A 17,765-nucleotide genomic window follows, 5' to 3' on the forward strand; every position below is an offset into this window, starting at 1 on the left:
AAACGATCGGCACATTACCGAATCCCGCTGTTATCCCGGATCTCGACCACGACAAGGTCGTTACCGCTCCTTTTATCAAGTGTCTTGTGCGATTGATCCGCGCGCAGGATGCCAACGGATCTTGGAAGGAAAAGTGCGACGTTGATGTGCTTGACCTCTTAAGTGCTATGCGCTTCCACCCATAGGCGATCCCAATCCGGACGTACTGTGGAGGCTCGACGTGTTTTACCAGGCCGTCGGGTTCGCTATCGAGGAGCGCTCCGGCCTCTTGGTGTCGCGGACTATGAAAATCAGCAATGAGGGCTTCGGGCGTATGCTTTTTACAACCAGACGGCTCGTCCTTCTGTCGAAAACCCTGCGCGATATTTACCGATTCGGCTTCAGGTCTCTTCGTAAACTAGGACGGGCGCTAAGCTGGTCAACGATGCGGCCCGAGTCACCGAAGCTGATCCGGACGTGGCACGGGCGTAGCGCCGCTGTTTTAGAGGAAAAGATCACGCCACAACTGAACCGCGCCGGGTTTGCCGGAGGCTCCAACTTCTGAGAAAGTGGAGCCGATATGAGCAAGACAACAAACAAATTTTCACCTGAAGTCCGCGCCCGAGCAGTGCGGATGGTTTTGGATCACCAAGGGGAATATTCCTCGCGATGGGCGGCGGTTTCCTCGATCGCCGCCAAGATCGGCTGCATGGCGCAGACGCTCAATGAATGGGTGAAGAAGGCGGAAGTGGACGATGGTTCCCGGCCTGGACTCCCAAGCGAAGTCGCCGAGAAGATGAAGGCTCTGGAGCGGGAGAACCGCGAGCTTCGGCAGGCCAATGAGATACTGCGCAAAGCGTCCGCTTATTTCGCGATGGCGGAGCTCGACCGCCCATTGAAGCGATGATCTCCTTTATCGACGAACACCGCTCCGTATTCGGGGTCGAGCCGATCTGCAGGCTGCTGCCGATTGCCCCATCAACCTACTACGAGAACGTTGCCAAACGCCTGGACGTGGACCGGTTATCGGTCCGCGCCCGCAGCGACATTGCCTTGAAGATCGAGATACGCCGTGTGTTCGAGGCGAACTTCCGCGTCTACGGCGTGCGCAAGGTCTGGCGGCAATTGAAGCGGGAGGGCTTCGATATAGCCCGCTGCACCGTCGCCCGGCTCATGCGATCGATGGGACTTCAGGGTATCATCCGGGGCAAGCCGATCCGCACGACGATCCCGGACAAGACGGCTCCGAGCCCGCTCGATCGGGTGAACCGCCAGTTCAAGGCTCCTGCGCCGAACAGGCTCTGGGTTTCGGATTTCACCTATGTGGCCACCTGGCAAGGCTTCGTCTACGTGGCCTTCGTCATCGACGCCTTCGCGCGCCGGATTGTCGGCTGGCGGGTGAGCCGGACGGCGCATGCCGGGTTCGTCCTCGATGCTTTGGAACAGGCGCTTCATGAGCGGCGTCCCGTTCATGGTGGCGGCCTGATTCACCACTCGGACAGGGGCGTTCAATACGTGTCGATTAAGTATTCGGAGCGATTGGCGGAGGCAGGCATCGAGCCTTCCTCGGAAGCGTCGGCGACTCTTACGACAACGCCCTCGCCGAAACGATCAACGGCCTCTACAAGGCCGAGGTCATCCATCGGCGAGGACCGTGGCGCAGCTTCGAAGCGGTTGAATTCGCCACTCTGGAATGGGTCGACTGGTTCAACCATCGACGGCTTCTGGAGCCCATCGGCAACATTCCCCCCGCCGAAGCCGAGGAGCAGTATTACGCCATGCTGGACGAACCAGCCATGGCTGCATAACTTAAACCAAACAGCCTCCGGCAAACCCGGCGCGGTTCAGGCCTTTGACACTCCTTCAATCAAGTTTAACCGACTCGGATCATTCACATCGAACTCAATTACCCGTGGTACAAAAAGGCGAGCATAGCGTGTAAAGGCGCTCGTCGGCGGGAAGCGAATTACAGTGTCGCATCGCCCTAGTAGATACATCTCAAGGATAGCCGAAATTCCGCCGTCAACCCCAAGCTCTGGAACGTGCAATGGGCCAGTCTGATGCGATCGGAAACGCTTAGGGATGGTGATAAGATCGGGGAACATGTCCGACAAGTAGGCCACCACCTGCGCGTTGTCCGTCGACAAGAATATCCGCACAGGTTTTGGGTGGCCTAAAGTTTTTGCCTTATCAATGGCAGTGCATACTCGGCGCATCGCCAGCTCCGGATCGGCCCAATAGGGTGCATGGTCCATAATGTCTTCGCCGTTGCCATGCCGAACATGAACACCAATGACACTGTGTCCCGCAAAGCTCTCCTGATAGATGGTCTCTATGCGGCTTTGAATCTCAGACCGAGGCTTGACACTCCGAAAAATCTGCCGTTCGGCTCTCTCATCGCAACGCCACATTAAGCACGCGTCGCACACCACAGTTTTAGCGCCCACATCACCTTGGGCCTGAAAAAGCTCGCTTAGTTCATCGCGTTCTCGGAAGACCTGCTCATCTGGTCGGTAAAGGCAATCGATTGACGGCTTATTCCACCAGTCTGGGTAGAATGGTCCCGGGAATGAGAATTCGTTGATCTGGTCGTCGCAAATAACCGACACGCCATCGATGTCTTTGACCGGTTCGAAGAACACCGGAAATGCGTTCGCGAAGGGTTGGTCAAGATAGCACGATCCACGCCAGTCAATGGCGAGCATTCGCCCCGTGCGCTGCGCGTACTGCCAAGCGGCCGCTAACGACCACAGACAGTCACCAAAACCGGTACGCCTCCGAGAGACAACGAACCGATTCTCGATCAACTGACCATCAAGCATTCGCGGCGGCCCCGTTTCCGAATGCAAGGGGGCGAGTTGGATCTGGCGCGGGCGCTCGGTCCATGATTGTTCGACCACGGCGCCGGCCAGTGTGGTGGCGGACCCTGCAGCACCGTGAGAACCTGATGTTTCCTCTTGAAGGCCCACTATTTTTTTGCGTCGCTTGCATTTGCCTGATGCACTCTCCTCCACTCAAACTCAGCGCTTTCTAGTGTGGCCAGTGGCATCGGCAAAATTTATTGTTTGGATAGCACCCATCCATGAGATCGATGCAATGCAGTCCGGTCGCGTCCCGGGGCGAGGTGTAATTCGACGGTAGCTAGGCCGCTCGCGAGCGCGCCCACAACAGCGCTGTAGGGAGTGAGCGGCGTAGCGGGTGATCATCAGTGTTTTCCGGTAGGGTCGGGTTGTTCAAGCTCAAACCTGATGGAAAGACCACTGATGACCGACGATATGATGAACTTGCGCTCGCTCGTTGAGAAGAGCGCCGATGCCGATTTGTTGCGTGAGATGATCGGCTTTGCCGCCGAGAAGCTGATGGAGCTGGAGGTCGGCGCCAAGACGGGCGCGCCCTATGGCGAGAAGAATGCACTTCGGCTTGCCCAGCGCAACGGCTACCGCGAGCGGGACTGGGAGACGCGGGCCGGAACCGTCGAGCTGCGTATCCCAAAGCTCAGGACGGGCAGCTATTTTCCGAGCTTCCTGGAGCCGCGCCGCATGGCCGAGAAGGCTCTGACGGCCGTGATCCAGGAAGCCTACATCCAGGGTGTCTCGACCCGCTCGGTCGATGATTTGTTCAAGGCGATGGGGATGAGCGGCATTTCCAAGAGCCAGGTTTCCCGCCTGTGCGAGGAGATCGACGACAAGGTCAAGGCTTTCCTTGCCCGGCCGATCGAAGGCGATTGGCCATACCTGTGGATCGATGCCACCTATCTCAAGGTCCGGCGCGGCGGGCGCATTGTCTCTGTGGCCGTCATCATCGCTGTCGGCGCCAACACCGACGGGCGGCGCGAGGTGCTGGGCATGGAGATCGGCACATCGGAAGCCGAACCGATCTGGACGGAGTTCCTGCGCAAGCTGACCAGACGCGGTCTCAGCGGCGTCAAGCTTGTGGTTTCCGATGCCCATGAAGGCATCAAAGCTGCCGTCTCCAAAGTTCTTTCCGCCACTTGGCAGCGTTGCCGGGTGGGGCTGTTGAAAAATCGAATGTTGGCGGCTGTTATGCGGAGGCCACCAGCAATCCAAATGCAAAGGCTTTTCCTTCTCGCAGCCGATCTCGAACTGAGTTGGGGGCTTCTCGGCAGCACACGAGCAGCAAAATGGCCAGAAATGCGCTCGCCAGGCGTTTCAAGTTGACTGCTGCGGCTGTCAGATAGGCTTGAATCTTCATATTTGTCAGGCCGCGCCGGATCGCTCTCGATAGCCCGTGCGAGGTCTTGGCTTCACCATGGTAGCCCTCTGAGCGCCAGCGGTGGCGCTGGTACAAAGCTCGGTCTTCATCCGACCAGCGTTCTCGACGGCGGCGAGCTCGCAGAAGTGCAGGATAGTCGTCGCCCAGCACCACAGCTTTGTTAACACGTCCCTTCGAAAGACAGAGTCGGGACATATCGCAATGCCGGCAATCGGCAGCTCGCGATGTGAAGAAGCGCCCATGTTTGACAGCGCGACCCGCCTTCAACATCTTGCCGCGCGGGCATTTGGTGTCGTGCTTGGCGTCGTAGCGGAACCGGTGCATAGGCACTGGGCTGCGGATCGGCTCTGCTTTTGCCGGAATAATCGCTTCGATCGCCCGCTTTTCCATGCCAGCAAATACCTTGGCGTAAGCATAGCCGGCGTCTGCTGTTGCAGTTTTGATTTCCGAACCTGTCAGCGCGGCGACCGTGTCGAGACGACCAAGTATGACCTGCCCCTCATTGATCTCGCCTGTAGTGACCTCGACATCTAAAACTACGCCGTAAGCATCGTCCACCACGGCATGCTGCTTGTATGCCGGCTCAAGCCTACGATTGCGCCCGTTCGTCGCCATCGACGCGTCGGGATCAGTGACACAGACCTTCTTGTATTTACCGGTTTTACGACTCTTGGGCTCTCCATCAGTGTCTTCGTTGGCGACGGCGACAGCATCCACATGGCGAACTGCGAGGCTCTCCCAGCTCACATCCGCACGGATGAGAGAAGCATCGACATGAACAATCTCTCCCTTGGCGATCTTGGCTGCCACGCAGACTTTTACCGTTCGCTCAAAAATCTTCCGGAAGCGCTCGGCACCCCAACGTTGACGGATGCGTGTCAGCGATGAATGGTCGGGAAGAACTTCATGCAAACCGAAACCGACAAACCAGCGGATCGCAATATTAACCTGCGCCTCACGCATCAGGCGACGGTCGTGGACAATTCCGAGCAGGAAGCCCGCCAGCATCAAGCGAACTGCGACATCTGGGTCAATGCCGGGTCGACCGACACCGGCAGCATAAAGTTCGGCAACCTCCTCGTGCAGCCAGGAGAGGTCTAAAACCGCATTTACTTTAACCAGTATGTGATCGTCCGGGATCAACTCCCGCAGCGAGCCGCACATGTACAGTTCGAGCTGATCGCGTTCTTTACGGCCGAGCATCGTGAACCCTCCAGAGAATCAACGATTGCCCAATTGAATCAGACGCATGAGACTTCTTCAACAGCCCCCGGGTGCACTTCATGAGAAACGCGTTGGCGCATGCCGGAAAGAGTGGCCGACGGGTCGTCTCAGCCTTCATCGCCACAGCCTTTGCCCAGGACACGCCGGAAGCAGCAAGCACACAGTGGCGCAGCGTTGCCGATCAGATCAGGCCGAAAGTGCCAAAGCTCGCAAACCTCATGGACAATGCCGAGCAAGATGTGCTGGCTTACATGACCTTCCCAAAGCAGCATTGGACCAAGCTGCACAGCACCAACCCCATTGAGCGTCTCAATGGCGAGATCAAGCGACGCACTGACGTCGTCGGCATCTTCCCCAACGGTGAGAGTGAAGAGCAATCGATCCAGTGAATCGATTGCCGCTCGAACGCCATCGTCAGGCTCGTCGGTGCACTGTTGCTCGAACAGAATGACGAATGGGCCGTTCAGCGATCCCGTTACATGACCCTTGAGACCATCGCACAAATGAGCGATGATCCCCTCATCAGCCCGCCTGCTGCGGCTCGCTGACCCTTTCCCGGCTCAGCCGGAAAGCACGGCGATCACCAAGCCGAGCTACACCACTCCAAAAGACGCGATCTGCAGTCCCAAGGAGGACCTCGCTGGCGCTTCACGATCCGTGCGCCAATAATATCCGGCAAGCAAAGGCTACCATTCGCCGAGTTCAACGACACATCATGAGCTGCATATTGAGACCACGTACAACAACGCGCCGACAGTCCCCGCACTAGAGCCTTTCATGTTTTGACGGAAGCGTAGCCAGCATTTGAGAAATAGTTGGCGCATTCCTCTGGCTTGATGGTGTCGGCGAGTATGCCCAGATGGCGCCAGGTTTCCTCGATGGTTCGCTTTTGGGCTTGGCGCATCCAGTGCTTGATCTTGGCGAAGGCCTGCTCGATCGGGTTAAGGTCGGGGGAATATTTCGGCAGGAACCAGAGCCTGGCGCCGACGGCCCTGATGGCATCACGGATGGCCTTGGCTTTGTGAGAGCCGAGATTATCGAGGATGACGATGTCGCCAGGTTTGAGGGTCGGGATCAACTGCTGGCGGACATAGGCGTGAAAGCATTCGCCATTGATGGGACCGTCGAAGACGCAGGGCGCAGTGAGCTTGTCGCAGCGTAGGGCGCCGAGGAAGGTGAGGGTGCGCCAGCGGCCATGCGGGGCAAAGCCGCGTAATCTTTTGCCCCTCGGCCCCCAGCCGCGTAACGGCGCCATGTTGGTGCGGATCCAGGTCTCGTCGATAAAGACGAGCCGCTTCGGATCGAAGCGGTCTTGCCAGGCTTTCCAGCGAGCTCTGCGGCGGGCAATGTCGGCGCGGCCCTGCTCAAGGGCGAACAGCGTTTTTTTTAAAGCTCAAGCCCTCGCGGCGCATGAACTGCCAGATGGCATTGTGGGAGACGCTCACACCGCGGGCGGCTAACTCATCCTTCAGCCGATGTAGCGTCAGATGTGATGTCTGCTCGATCTGCTCGACGATGAAGGCGCGGTGCGGCTCCAGCACACGTCGGCGATGGCCGCCCATCTGACCGGGCGACACACTACCGGTGGCCCGATAACGCTGCGACCACTTCACCACGGATGAGACAGCTATGTCGAACCGCTCCGCCACCACCCGGCAGCTCTGACCGTCCACAACCGCTGCAATGACTCGCTCGCGAAGATCATTCGAATAGGGTCGCGTCATGGATGCTGGCCTCCATTCCAGCATCCATCATGAATCACAAATCTGCTGATTTGATGTTGTGGAACGGCTCTGCTCCCACCCTATCCTGAAAAGAGGCCGAGCATCCTGTTCGGTAAACAGCTTGGAGCGTTCTTATGACTTTGATCACGACAATCGGTCTCGACACGGCCAAACAAGTCTTTCAGTTGCATGGAGTAGACAACGAAGGGACGACAATCCTTCGTAGGCAGCTTCGACGCTCTGAGGTTTTGAAGTTCTTCAGGAAGATCCCGTCGTGTGTCGTTGGATTGGAGGCATGCGGAGGCGCTCATTACTGGGCACGAGAGATCAAGGCTCTCGGACATGAAGTTCGGTTGATCCCACCTGCTTACGTGAAGCCCTATGTCAAAAGAGGCAAGAATGACGCGGCAGACGCTGAGGCGATATGCGAAGCTGTAGGCCGACCGTCAATGCGTTTCGTGCCGCTCAAGACCGTCGGCCAGCAAGCGACGGCTATGCTCTTGAAGGCAAGGGACCTGCTGGTTCGGCAGCGCACCCAAACGATCAACGCTTTGCGCGGTCATCTTACCGAACTGGGCATTACCACATCCAGAGGTGTGGGCAAGGTCGACGACCTTGCCGCAATCGTCCGTGACGAGGATGATGCCCGCTTGCCACCCTTGGCCCGCATCGCCCTCTTGCCCCTGACCCATCAGATAGAGGCCTACACGTCGGAGATCGTTAAGTTGGAGAAGCACATGATCCGCGAAAGCCGACAGGATGCGACATTGAGCCGGCTGACCTCAATTCCAGGTGTGGGTCCAATCACTGCCAGCTCCATCGCGGCATTTGTACCCGACCCAAAGGCCTTCAAGTCTGGGCGTCATTTTGCGGCTTGGATAGGCCTGACCCCGAAATCAAATTCCACAGGCGGGAAAACCAGATTGGGAAGAATCTCAAAAATGGGAAACCCGGTCTTACGATCTCTGTTGGTTGTGGGGGCGTCCGCCGTTATCCAGCACGCACGTCGAGGCGCAAAGGCATCAGCATGGCTCACGGAGTTGATCAAGCGCAGGCCATATAAGGTCGCCGCCATTGCGCTTGCCAACAAGATGGCCCGCATTGTTTGGGCTCTTCTAGTGAGAGGTGGTCAATTCCATAGCACGGCGAACGAAACGATGGCGGCCTAGGACCGAATGCAGATCGCTTGTCGTGGCTGACAAGCTGAGGCCCAAGGTGCAAGATCAATGATGACCCCGAGGAAAGACATCCGGATTGGATCAAGACCGTGATTCCCAACGTGCTTCGAGCTCGCTGATTTGTTTAGGTCACTCCAGTCGCGAACGTCATCAAGGCCAGTAGCCCAATTGCTGCGCGAAAAGGCCGGACATATGGGCGCACCAGCCCCCGGAATATCAACGATTGAACACCTTGACCGCAGAGCCGTTCCACATATGGGAATCCCGCACCGATTCCGATAAGTAATGATCCGCTCTAGCGCGTCTGAAGGCGCAGACGAGCGCCCCCAAAGCCGAATCACTTGGCTCATGATGCAGAGGCGGCCCACGCTCGAGCGCTTAAATCCGGTCGACCTTAGTCGCATACTTCTACACTTCGACGTAGCGCGAGAACGCAACAGGCGGTTTGGTCGCAAAAAGCAACAGAGCGAAAACCGCTCTGCTGTTCCATAAATTAGGTTACGCCACATTTACATGTAGCGGGGGCACATTCTATCTCGAACTGCAACAAAGGCGCTAAGCTGCCTGCTTTTCGGGAGCCATGGTTTGATCCGTACCTTTTCGCATTTGAGTTTTGACGAACGCCGATCGATTTCCAGGATGTTGGATCAGAAGTTTAGCCAGTCTGAGATCGCCAGACGCCTCGGCCGGGACCGCGCGACCATCTCCCGGGAGATCAAACGCAACTACTGGCACGATCAGGAATTCCCCGATGCCGAGGGCTACTGGGCGATGACCGCCAACGACATGGCGCGCGACAGGCGCCGGCGGATCGGCAAGCTCTTTCGTCGCGAGGATCTGCGGAACGAAGTGATCGGAAAGTTGGAATCCGGCTGGTCGCCGGAACAGATTGCTGGACGACTGAAGATCGAACCAGCGGCCAAGGCAAGCGTCTGTCACGAGACGATCTACCGATATGTCTATTCACCGGAAGGACAACGGCAGCAACTGGCGCGGCTTCTTCCGGAACGGCGGAGAAAGCGCCGGCCGAGATATGCTCGCAAACCGCAGAACCCGGTCTTTCCAGATGAGCGTTCGATCAAACATCGGCCGGAAGCCATCAACGATCGCAAGGAATTCGGTCACTGGGAAGCCGATCTGATGATCTTCGAAAGGGTTCAGGGCAATGCCAATGTGGCAACGGTTGTCGAGCGGATGAGCCGGTTCACCATGCTGTTCAAGAACAACGACCGGCAGTCCAAGCCGATCATGGAGCGGCTCATCAACGTGCTCAGCCCCCTGCCCAGGCATGCCCGGCAAAGTTTGACGTTTGATCGCGGATTTGAATTCGTCTCCTGGCGGCGACTGAAGCAAGGAATGGGAACCGATGCATGGTTCTGCGATCCGTCTGCGCCCTGGCAAAAAGGCTCCGTTGAGAACATGAATCGGCGGATTCGGCGTTACCTGCCGAGGGATACTGCTGTCCTGTCCGTTCCTGATGAATCGATACGATCACTGATCGATCGGTTGAACAGTACGCCGAGAAAATGCCTTGGGTTCCGCACCCCAGCTGAAGTGTTCAGGCGTGAAGTGAACAAATGACGGCAAGCCGGGGCGGAGGACGGATTTCATGAATGATCCTGCGGTGATTGCGCGGCGAGAGAAAGTGTTATTAGGCAGCCAGCGGCAGAATAGAGATCGTCAATGCACGCCGATATCGCTTTGCGTATCCGATTCCAACTGCAGGCAAGCTGCCCAAAGTGGCGTCTTGTGGAAGGATCCATCCTGCAGAAGAGTGAGCCCCTCTCGTGCCTCGTAGAGCAAGCCGAGCCAGCATAAGCGTTGGAAGACGCCATACTGAAGATCGGATTTCAACTCCCAGGCTCCTATGGTCATTTCGGTGTCCGACAAAGGCGCCAGGTCTGGATAGAGGATTTTCACAACGTCCATTGGCGTGCAACCTTCTCTGGCCTTGATATTGAGAAGATTGAGGAACATGCGCCACCAGCGTAACCGCGCTCGGACCTCCTCTTCCCGCTCGGTGGCGTGGACATAGGAATAGAGATAATCCGTGGCGACCAGATCGAAGAAGGCTTGCGGGTTCACCAAAAACTCCCGGCCGCGTCTGGTTGGCAGCAGCACATCCTTTTTCCCGCGAAGAAGCTTCAGATGACGGGCCATGTCGCGCACGACCCAAAGCGGCGGCATGTCGCTTTCATTGAGCACCTTGTTCATGCTGTAGAGGTCCTCGGCTGTGAATCCTGGCCAGAGGAAGTGCACAGCGGCCCAATGCACGAACTTGCGGTTCATGGCGCCGGTCGCCGTCAATCCTATGCCACCCTCACCGTCAGCATAGGCAACCGAAAGAAGCATGCCGCGAAGAAGTGGTGACAGCGCGGCGATGTCGACGTCACCTTGCAGGTTGATTTCCGGAAGCATCGTGCGGCTTTGATCCCCAACTGCGCCATGCAAGTCCCAGCGAGTATCGAGCGGTAAAAGAACAATTGCTAGTGAGAAAGCTAAAGCCGAAGGGGTGCGTCATCACCCGCCCCCGCTCCGCCCTTTCAACCCGGCCCAGCCGGTCGGATCGGGGGCTGATCTCCCTGCCCTGTAGTAGCCTTTAAGCCCTTGTTGCATTTACATTAGAAGTCACACCGCAAAGTTAAAGTGTCCTGTTTCTGCAAAGTTGGAATGTCACTCTCCCCGCGTTTTGATGACCTGGGAGATTGCGGATGGGACTGATAGCGATGAGCGAGCGCGACCTGCAGCGGATCGAGGTTTTGTCGAAGGTAATCGCGGGCCGCGAGACGCTGGTGTCGGCGGCACATGTGCTTGAGCTGAGCACGCGCCAGGTGCGTCGGCTGCTGGATCGGATCAAAACTGACGGCGCAGCGTCGATAAGGCATAAGGCGATCGGCCGGCCTTCGAACAACCGGATCGGTGATGGTGTTCGCGATTATGCGGTGACGCTGGTTCGCGAACGCTATGCAGATTTCGGGCCGACGCTGGCCGCCGAGAAGCTTGCCGAGCGAGATGGATTGCGGGTGTCGCGCGAGACTGTGCGCAACTGGATGGTTGATGCCGGCCTGTGGCTATCGCGCAAGTAGCGTCGGACGTTTCATCAGCCGCGACTACGACGCGAGGCTTATGGCGAGTTGGTGCAAATCGACGGCTCCGAGCATCGCTGGTTCGAAGATCGCGGAGATCCGTGCTCGCTGCTGGTCTTTGTTGATGATGCGACCGGCCGGTTGATGCAGTTGCGCTTTGTACGTTCCGAAAGCGCCTTCACCTACTTCGAGGCGCTGGAGCTCTATCTGAAGCGTCACGGCGCGCCTGTGGCCTTCTACTCGGATAAGCATTCGGTGTTTCGGGTGGCGAAGAAGGATGCCAAGGGCGGCCAGGGCATGACCCAATTCGGGCGCGCTCTTTGCGAGCTAAACATCGAGATCCTTTGTGCAAATTCGAGCCAGGCCAAGGGCCGCGTCGAACGGATGAACCGGACGCTGCAGGACCGATTAGTCAAGGAGCTGCGGCTGGCCGGGATCGACACGATGGAGGCAGGCAATGCGTTTTTGCCGGACTTCATGGAGAACTACAATCAGCGCTTTGCGATCGCCCCTGCGCGGTCTGAGGACCTGCATCGACCGATGAATCTGGCGGCGGATCGACTGGCTGAGATCCTGTGCAAGCGCGAGCAGCGCTATGTCGGATCGCAGCTGACGTTTTCGTTTGAACGCAAGCGGATCATGCTGCAGGAGACCGAGGTGACGCGTGGTCTGGTCGGTCGTTATGTCGAGACCTATGCCTATGCTGACGGGCGGCTGGATGTGCGTTGGAAAGGTTATTCTCTGCCCTACTCGGTGTTCGACAAGGACCAGCGGGTGACGCATGCGGCGATTACCGAGAACAAGCGGCTCGGTGAACTCTTAGCCTATATCAAGGAGCGTCAGGACCAGCAGGAAAAGCCGGTCGTGAGGAGCAACAGCGACAAAAATGGCTATAAGCCGCGTGGGCGCAAGCCGGGACGGCGGACGGATTTCATGAACGATCCGGCAGTGATTGCGCGGCGGGAGAAGGCACTCTCGCGGCTCGATGCTGCCGAGTAAGAGCTTTCAAGGGTTGATCAATGGACACCGATTTGGGCTTGCGTGTCGGATTCCAGCTGCAGGCAAGCTGGCCATAGTGGCGTTTTATGGTAAGCGCCCTCCTCCCACATGGCCAGCCCCTGGCGATCTTCATACAGCAAACCCAGCCAGCATAAGGGGCGAATGACGCTGGAACGAAACTCTGATCTCAGCGCCCAATCTTCCACGGTCATCTGCTCTTCGATCAAAGGATAGGATTCGCTTGGGAATAATTCGTTCGCCAGTTCATTCAATGAGCATCCCGATGTCGACATGATATTAATAAGATTAAGGAAGACGTCCCACCAGCGCATCCGGTTGCGCATCTCCCCCTGCCTTTGGCCGTCGTGGATGTATGCATAGAGATAATCCGTAGCGACCAGATCGAAGTAGGCTTTCGGTCTTGCCTGGAAGTCCCGTCCACGTTTGGTCGGCAGCAGCATGTCTTTTTTTCGGCGAAGAAGTTTAAAGTGCTGAAGCATGTCCCGCACTGCCCAAAGCGGAGGCATGTCCGCTTCGTTGAGGACCTTGTTCATGCTGTAGAGGTCTTCGGATGTATAGCCGGGCCAATGGAAGTGAACGGCGGCCCAGTGCACGAACTTGCGGTTCATGGCGCCTGTGGCTGTCAAGCCGATGCCTCCTTGAGTGTCCGCATAGGATAGGGCCAGGATCATTCCGCGCATTAGCGGCGAGAGGGCGGCGACATCGACGTCGCCCAGCAATTTGATTTGCGGAAGCATGGCGCAGTCCTGATTCTAACCTCGCGGCATGTAGATGCCGTCAACCATCTACCAGGAAAAGACGAATTGATAGTGAGGAAGCTAAAGCCGGAAGGGTGGTCCCTCACCCGCCCCGATCTGATCTTGCAACCGGATCAGCCGGTCAGATCGGGGCTGGTCGGTCGTGGCGTACGAAAGATCAAAGTGACATTTCTACTTTGCGGCAAAACGGACATTCCAACTTCTTCGCCACATTTTGTGTAGGGGGGTGGGTTCAAGGATGAAGTGCGACATGCCAATGATTTCAACGGCTTCACTTTGGAGATTTTAGCATGTCCCGATGCTACACGCAGCTTGCTCTCGCCGACCGACGACGCCTACATCAGCTGGTGGCGGCAAAAGTTCCCGTCACCGAAATGGCCCGCCAGCTCGGCCGTCACCGCTCGACCATTTACCGCGAGATCAAGCGCAACACGTTTCACGATCGCGAACTGCCGGACTACGACGGCTACTACAGCACGGTAGCGCACGATATCTCTAAGGAGCGGCGACGCCGGCTGAGAAAGCTGCGGCGGCACCCGGATTTACGCACGGAGATCATCAACCAGCTGGAGGCACGCTGGTCTCCGGAGCAGATTGCCGGGCGCCTGTTGTTGGAGGGGCACAGCCTCGTCCGCGTCTGTAAAGAGACAATCTACCGCTTCATTTACAGCAAGGAAGACTATGGGCTTGGCCTCTATCAGTATCTCCCGGAAGCGCGTCGCAAACGTCGTCCACTGCGCTCCAGGAAGCCGCGCGACGGTGTGTTTCCAGCCTCGCACCGTATATCCCAACGTCCTGATTTTATTGGAGATCGATCGCAGTTCGGGCATTGGGAGGGCGACCTCCTCATCTTTGAGCGTCCACTCGGCCACGCCAATCTCACGTCCCTCGTGGAGCGCAAGAGCCGCTACACCGTTCTCATCAAGAATCCAAGCCGGCATTCACGCCCGATCATGGACAAGATCATTAGAGCGTTTTCTCCTTTGCCGGCCTTTGCACGTCAAAGCTTCACCTTTGATCGCGGTACCGAGTTTGCCGGATTCAGGGCTTTGGAAGAAGGGATCGGCGCGCGTAGCTGGTTCTGCGACCCGAGTGCACCGTGGCAAAAGGGAACTGTCGAAAACGCCAACAAACGTATTCGCCGCTTCATGCCAGGAGCTACAGATCTGGCCGCCGTGTCACAGCGCGACCTCATCCAACTCGCACGACATCTCAACGACCAACCCCGTAAATGCCTTGGCTACAAGACGCCGGCCGAGGTGTTCATGGCGCATTTGCAGGATCAGGTGTGATCCCCTACCCTGCAAAACGGGCGTGATGCACTTGGGTTAGCTCCTCCAAATCTGCCGTGACCTCGGAGGGAACCGTGACGCCGGTCCCCCGGGGTAATTCGGCTGCCGTTGGCTCGCGAGGCCGACGGCAGTCTCCTCTATCCCGACCGTGTACGATGCTGGTCCCGCCAAGCGGAGGCCTGACATGAAAGCGGCCGCGGGCTCCAACGCCTCACCGTCCGGCGCACGGCTCTGCGCCGTCTCGCTCGATGGCTCGTTTCGCGTTCAGGACGATCCGCATCTCAAGCGGGAACAGGCGATTGCGATCTTCGATCTCTTGAACGAGAACAGTTTCGCTCCCGTCTGCCATGACGGCGGCCCCTACCGCCTCCAGCTTGCACTGGTCGACCGCCGCCTGGTGATGACAATTTCGCTGGATGGCGGCGAGCATGTGGTCAGCCACCATCTGTCGCTGACGCCGTTTCGCCGGCATCTCAAGGACTATGCCCTCATCTGCGACAGCTTCAACGACGCCGCCGGCCGCGCCAGTCCGGAGAAGATCGAGGCGATCGACATGGGGCGCCGCGGCATCCACAACGAAGCGGCCGAACTGTTGCAGGCGCGTCTCGCCTCCAAGGTCACCGTCGACATCGACACCGCGCGGCGGCTGTTCACCCTGATCCACGTGCTGCTGATCAGCAACCAGCAGCATCGCGGACACTTGCGGAGGCTGGCATGACGCTGGCGAACGCTTCCGTCCGCAGTCCCGTCCTGCGGTGGCAGTCTCATGATCTGAAGACAAAAAGCAGCGGAGGTGGGCAAAAACTGCGGCAACTGATGACAACATCCGAGGACCACTGGCACCACTGAAGCATCCGCTGTTACTAGGGCTTCCCCGCGTCGATGATCTCAAACCTCTGCAGCTCGAAGCCGCGCTATAACCAGCCGGGCGTCTCACCGATGAGACTTTTTCTCGCTTTCGATACATGAACAACAGGATCTGGAAGCACAGCTTTTGCGGAACCGACTGATTTTCAGGCTCTACCGTAGGGCGAGTTAGTTGGCCTGGTTTTTGCTCCATCTCCCGCCCAAGCTGTCCTTTCCTTGGTGGGATGGGAACAGGCGCATTTTCAGGTATCGGCGCCAAAAGGTTCAACGTGATGTGTTCTAACTCACTGCCCAAGGACTTTTAATTGCGACACTTGCTGGACAAGATGACCGACCTCACCGCAATTGCGGGGAGCGAAGAGAGCCTCAAGGCGGGCCTTGCGAATATCACCGAGCATGCCGTCTACACGGCCCATGCCTACATCTATATTCGCACCGGCTACATTAAAGTCATCTCCAACGACAATGGCGGATGGCAAAGCACCTATTTCAAGAGGAAGCATACGCCCATTCATCCGGCGGCGTTCATGCTGATGTCGGCCGGCTACAAAACGGGGCGCTTTGACGGTGCGGCGCTGGGCGGCTTCATCGTCGTCGGCGCCTTCGGCGGGCCCGGTCGCCGGTGGCCTTCTGATGGCCGGCTTCGGCACTGGTGCACTTGTCGCCGGGCTGGCAAATCAGCCTCTCCGGCACAGCTTCGCGCAGGAACGAATCTTCGTTGCTGCCTGCATCGCCTGCGCGACCTGTGCACTGTCGTGGGCGTTTGCCGCGTCGCTCGCGCTTGGCGGCGCCGGCTGGGTAACGGCGTTATCGGTCCTCGGCGTAAACTGCAATTCGCCAGTCCGCGCTGGGTGGCGGGGCGGACCATCTCGATCTACAGCGCCATCACCTATGGCGGCATCGCTGGCGGCAGCTGGCTCAGGGGACGCGCCGAGACCCACTCGCTTTTCTCTGCGCTCGCAGCTTCCGCCGGGGCGTCGCTGTTCGCCGCCGCCTCGGGTGTCAAGCTGTCGATCAGCAATCGTCTCGACCCGGCACTCGAACCGTCCGGGTCGTTCGTCGCGCCGGCGATCGCGCTCGATCTCAAGCCCAGAGACTGGCCGATCCTGGTCATCATCGAATATTCCATTGCGGACGACAACGCCGATCGGTTCTGTGCAGACGCCGGCATGTGCAAAGCCGGGCTGGGGCAAGGCAATGGACGTTCACCTGCGATGTCAGCGAACCTTCGCGCTGGCTCGAGACCTACCGCACACCAACCTGGATGGATTATCACCGGCTGCATCACCGCCCGGCCGCGGCCGACAAGCAGTTGGACCGGGACCTCATGGACCTCACCCCCGCCGCCCAGCCGCCGAAAACCGCCATTCTCGTGAACGCCCGCCAGGCGCCGCCCGCAAGCCGGCTCCGCTCGTTTCCTATGTTTCGCAGAAGTGAGCAACGCAATGGATAACGGTCGCCCCCTGCGACACCACCCGCGCGTAGCGCAGCTAAAGGTTTCCAAATGCAGTATTTTCGACCCTCGCACTGTCGGTTGACCACCGGTCTCGCCGGACCTCCGTCCCGGCCAAGCGCTGCCGCTTGCGTCAACGTCTAAAGAAGGGCGTCCCACAGGACGCTCGTGTTGTGGAGATTTTCTTATGCAGACAAACGAATCCGCGCTGTTTCGCATCACTTCCGCCGGCATTGAAGGCGCACCCACCGTCGACGAGGCGATCAGAGTTGTTCAGGCGAACTATGGAGTCGACTTCGTCACTTATCATCTCGCCCAGACCATCGCAGGTGCCGTGGACACGCCCTTTGTCAGGACCACCTATCCCGATCCCTGGGTGGCACGCTACCTCCTGAAGGACTTCGTCAAAGTCGATCCTATCCTGCACGAGGGTCTCGTTCGGCAGTTGCCCTTCGATTGGCGCGAGGTCGAAATCCCGAAGGCGGCGCTGGCATTTTATGCCGACGCTATGACGTTCGGTCTTGGCGAGAACGGGTTCTCGATTCCGGTCGTCACCAAGTCGCGCCGCGCGCTCTTTTCGCTGAACTCCAAAAAACCAGACAGCGAATGGAGTGCCCTCGTCGTCGAGCAGCGCGAAGAATGGGTGGAGCTCGCCTTTCTCATCCACAAGAAGGCGGTCCGTGAACTTTATGGCGAAGACGATCCGGTTCCTTTGCTAGGGGGCCGCGAGGTCGAATGCCTGCACTGGGCCGCGCTTGGAAAGGAAGCTCCCCAAATCGCCGCCATTCTCGGCCTGTCAGAGCACACCGTTCGTTCCTACCTCAAATCGGCACAATTAAAACTGGAATGTGCGACCAGATCAGCCGCAACCGCACGCGCAGCACAACTGCGCCTGATCAATCCCTATGGCAATACCCACACTTGAGAGTATCAGGTTGCGGACATTTCCTC

11 protein-coding genes, 6 pseudogenes and 1 other annotated feature are annotated in these 17,765 nt (G+C 58.1%); of the genes and pseudogenes, 11 read left to right on the forward strand and 6 right to left on the reverse strand.

All coding sequences use genetic code 11. The features are described 5' to 3' along the window. The first annotated feature begins 5 nt into the window (after nucleotides 1-5). Both NMA58_RS29985 and NMA58_RS29990 read left to right on the forward strand, forming a co-directional pair. Nucleotides 6-471 (forward strand): annotated as a pseudogene (locus tag NMA58_RS29985) (NifX-associated nitrogen fixation protein). Between the two features lie 88 nt (nucleotides 472-559). Then, nucleotides 560-1,787: pseudogene (locus NMA58_RS29990) on the forward strand (IS3 family transposase). Continuing rightward, nucleotides 841-957 (forward strand) — a sequence feature (AL1L pseudoknot). Its footprint overlaps the pseudogene before it by 117 nt. A gap of 36 nt (nucleotides 1,788-1,823) precedes the next feature. Here NMA58_RS29990 and NMA58_RS29995 read toward each other — a convergent pair. Further along, a complete protein-coding gene (locus NMA58_RS29995) occupies nucleotides 1,824-2,801 on the reverse strand; it encodes a nodulation protein NodZ (RefSeq protein WP_416068781.1) in 978 nt (325 codons plus the stop codon). A gap of 441 nt (nucleotides 2,802-3,242) precedes the next feature. Between NMA58_RS29995 and NMA58_RS30000 the strand changes: the two are divergent. After that, nucleotides 3,243-4,001 (forward strand): annotated as a pseudogene (locus NMA58_RS30000) (IS256 family transposase); the annotation flags it as partial. Between the two features lie 19 nt (nucleotides 4,002-4,020). On the opposite strand, the gene NMA58_RS30005 reads toward NMA58_RS30000, so the two are convergent. Then, nucleotides 4,021-5,415, reverse strand: a complete 1,395-nt coding sequence (locus NMA58_RS30005) for a transposase (protein WP_416068560.1) — start codon at nucleotides 5,413-5,415, stop codon at nucleotides 4,021-4,023. A gap of 68 nt (nucleotides 5,416-5,483) precedes the next feature. Here NMA58_RS30005 and NMA58_RS30010 point away from each other — a divergent pair. Next, nucleotides 5,484-5,984, forward strand: a pseudogene (locus tag NMA58_RS30010) (transposase); the annotation flags it as partial. A gap of 227 nt (nucleotides 5,985-6,211) precedes the next feature. On the opposite strand, the gene NMA58_RS30015 reads toward NMA58_RS30010, so the two are convergent. Beyond that, nucleotides 6,212-7,160 (reverse strand): IS630-like element ISRel6 family transposase gene (locus NMA58_RS30015; RefSeq protein ID WP_416068559.1). Its coding sequence is split into 2 segments (ribosomal slippage): nucleotides 6,212-6,823 and nucleotides 6,825-7,160, totalling 948 coding nucleotides; the frame shifts between segments, so codons are not numbered across the junction. Nucleotides 7,161-7,294: 134 nt separating this feature from the next. Here NMA58_RS30015 and NMA58_RS30020 point away from each other — a divergent pair. Together NMA58_RS30020 and NMA58_RS30025 are read left to right on the forward strand one after the other, a co-directional pair. After that, entirely contained in the window at nucleotides 7,295-8,329 is a 1,035-nt protein-coding gene (locus tag NMA58_RS30020; protein ID WP_416068558.1) for an IS110 family transposase, read from the forward strand. A gap of 594 nt (nucleotides 8,330-8,923) precedes the next feature. Beyond that, the gene (locus NMA58_RS30025) at nucleotides 8,924-9,919 is read left to right on the forward strand and encodes an IS30 family transposase (RefSeq protein WP_210633345.1); all 996 of its coding nucleotides are present in this window, start codon (nucleotides 8,924-8,926) and stop codon (nucleotides 9,917-9,919) included. 99 nt (nucleotides 9,920-10,018) lie between these two features. Here the strand turns inward: NMA58_RS30025 and NMA58_RS30030 are convergent, their stop codons facing one another. Then, a complete protein-coding gene (locus tag NMA58_RS30030) occupies nucleotides 10,019-10,756 on the reverse strand; it encodes a hypothetical protein (RefSeq protein WP_416068508.1) in 738 nt (245 codons plus the stop codon). Between the two features lie 293 nt (nucleotides 10,757-11,049). On the opposite strand from NMA58_RS30030, the pseudogene NMA58_RS30035 reads away from it, so the two are divergent. After that, nucleotides 11,050-12,423 (forward strand): annotated as a pseudogene (locus tag NMA58_RS30035) (ISNCY family transposase). Nucleotides 12,424-12,440: 17 nt separating this feature from the next. Here the strand turns inward: NMA58_RS30035 and NMA58_RS30040 are convergent. Next, nucleotides 12,441-13,181: a hypothetical protein gene (locus NMA58_RS30040; protein WP_416068557.1), complete on the reverse strand. Its 741-nt coding sequence runs from the start codon at nucleotides 13,179-13,181 to the stop codon at nucleotides 12,441-12,443. Between the two features lie 311 nt (nucleotides 13,182-13,492). On the opposite strand from NMA58_RS30040, the gene NMA58_RS30045 reads away from it, so the two are divergent. Further along, nucleotides 13,493-14,494 (forward strand): IS30 family transposase, encoded by a 1,002-nt coding sequence (locus NMA58_RS30045; protein WP_431324651.1) that lies wholly within the window; start codon nucleotides 13,493-13,495, stop codon nucleotides 14,492-14,494. Nucleotides 14,495-14,678: 184 nt separating this feature from the next. After that, nucleotides 14,679-15,212, forward strand: a complete 534-nt coding sequence (locus NMA58_RS30050) for a UPF0262 family protein (protein WP_416068556.1) — start codon at nucleotides 14,679-14,681, stop codon at nucleotides 15,210-15,212. A 433-nt stretch (nucleotides 15,213-15,645) separates the two neighbouring features. Here the strand turns inward: NMA58_RS30050 and NMA58_RS30055 are convergent, their stop codons facing one another. Next, nucleotides 15,646-15,864: a hypothetical protein gene (locus NMA58_RS30055; protein ID WP_416068555.1), complete on the reverse strand. Its 219-nt coding sequence runs from the start codon at nucleotides 15,862-15,864 to the stop codon at nucleotides 15,646-15,648. 130 nt (nucleotides 15,865-15,994) lie between these two features. On the opposite strand from NMA58_RS30055, the pseudogene NMA58_RS30060 reads away from it, so the two are divergent. Further along, nucleotides 15,995-16,814: pseudogene (locus NMA58_RS30060) on the forward strand (MFS transporter). 187 nt (nucleotides 16,815-17,001) lie between these two features. Continuing rightward, the gene (locus tag NMA58_RS30065) at nucleotides 17,002-17,739 is read left to right on the forward strand and encodes a LuxR family transcriptional regulator (RefSeq protein WP_416068554.1); all 738 of its coding nucleotides are present in this window, start codon (nucleotides 17,002-17,004) and stop codon (nucleotides 17,737-17,739) included. The last annotated feature ends 26 nt before the right edge of the window (nucleotides 17,740-17,765 follow it).

Source organism: Rhizobium sp. YTUHZ045, from assembly GCF_051124255.1.
Lineage (GTDB): Bacteria > Pseudomonadota > Alphaproteobacteria > Rhizobiales > Rhizobiaceae > Rhizobium.